1 protein-coding gene is annotated in these 1332 nt (G+C 33.5%); it reads right to left on the reverse strand.

The window, feature by feature from the left end; genetic code table 11:
* Positions 1 to 202 precede the first annotated feature (202 nt).
* Positions 203 to 1234, reverse strand: coding sequence for an IS6-like element ISTps1 family transposase (locus JCM7501_RS12380; protein WP_012994533.1), 1032 nt, complete (start codon positions 1232 to 1234; stop codon positions 203 to 205).
* Positions 1235 to 1332: the final 98 nt, after the last annotated feature.

Consider the following 1332-nt stretch of genomic DNA (forward strand, 5'->3'; position numbering starts at 1 on the left):
ATGAAAAAATAGCATAGGATTTCTCATGATAGCTTCAAAATTTGTCCAAAATATAGCGAAACGAGGTAAAAAATCAATAAAAAGAATGAGGAAAACCGAAATCCAATTTATAGCAAAAGCAAAAAAGGCATAGGGAAGCATACCCTTGCTATTTCCAAGGGTAACCATTTACTAGTTTATTGATTAAGAAGAGAAGACTGCTTCAAGCAACTAACAAATACTTTTTCTTTTCTTTTGGAGTAAGATTTAAACCAGCCACCTGAGCCGGTGTCCAACCATTGAGAGAAGAATGAGGCCTTACAAAATTGTAAAAAAACACAAACATACTGATTAAATTATTAGCTGATTCAAAAGAAGCAAAACCCTGTTTAGCCTTATACCAGGCCTTAAACTGATGGTGGAAAGATTCTATCAAATTATTAGAGATGTCATTCTTAAAGCTTTCAACCCTAATATGTTTAACACTGTAACCAAATAAAGACTTAACAGGTACTTTATAAGCACTGTAGCGATCACTCACAATAGCAGAAGGAGTTCCTAAATTTCTAACAGAATTAAGCAAAGCAAAAGCTTGCCTAGAGTCTCTATAAGGAGTGAGGTGAAAACCCAGAATAAAACGAGTTTCAGAATCTATAACAAACCAGATATAATATTTTTCACCAGCGATTTTAACTACAGTTTCATCTACATGCCATTCATCAGAATTAAAATTCAACATAGGAATAAGTTCTAGAGAAATATTGTGAAACAAAGGAGCAAACTTTCTACACCAATTACTGATAGTAGTATGAGAGACCTCAACATTAAAGGTAGTTTTTAAAATTAAAGAAATATTTCTAAATGAATTTTTACCAAGAAAAAACATAGACAAAGCAGATAGAATGATATGTACAGGATAGCGCATGCGTTTAAAGTTAGTTTTGCCAACGAGCTTAGACATAGAAGTAGAGGGGATAGCAGTAGGTTTTGGGACAAAAAACGAATGATTACACTTTTTATCGCAACAACGGTAATTAGAGTAATACTCATAATCATGATGAAGGAAAGAAGCTTTACCACAAACAGGGCAGCGAGGATATTTAGGAGTTTTTTTAGAAGAAGGTTTATCAGGAGCAAATTGATGGTGGCATTTACGGCAAAGATACTTTTGATAACCATCTTTAGTTTTGCCATATTTGTAGAACAGACTAGTATTATTGCATTTTGGACACTTTAATGGTACAATGTTTTGCATGAGGACTTCATCCTTTCTGGGAGGTATTTTGTTTTTCCTGCAAAACATTGTACCAGAAAGGATTGAAGTCCTCAACTTTCATTTAAGTTTACAAAACG

The sequence above is a fragment of the Thermoanaerobacter thermocopriae JCM 7501 genome (assembly GCF_001310975.1).
GTDB lineage: Bacteria > Bacillota > Thermoanaerobacteria > Thermoanaerobacterales > Thermoanaerobacteraceae > Thermoanaerobacter > Thermoanaerobacter thermocopriae.

Coding starts and splice junctions, on each gene's coding strand:
- JCM7501_RS12380 (WP_012994533.1), bottom strand. CDS start 1,234: ATGCAAAACATTGTACCATTAAAGTGTCCAAAATGCAATAATACTAGT.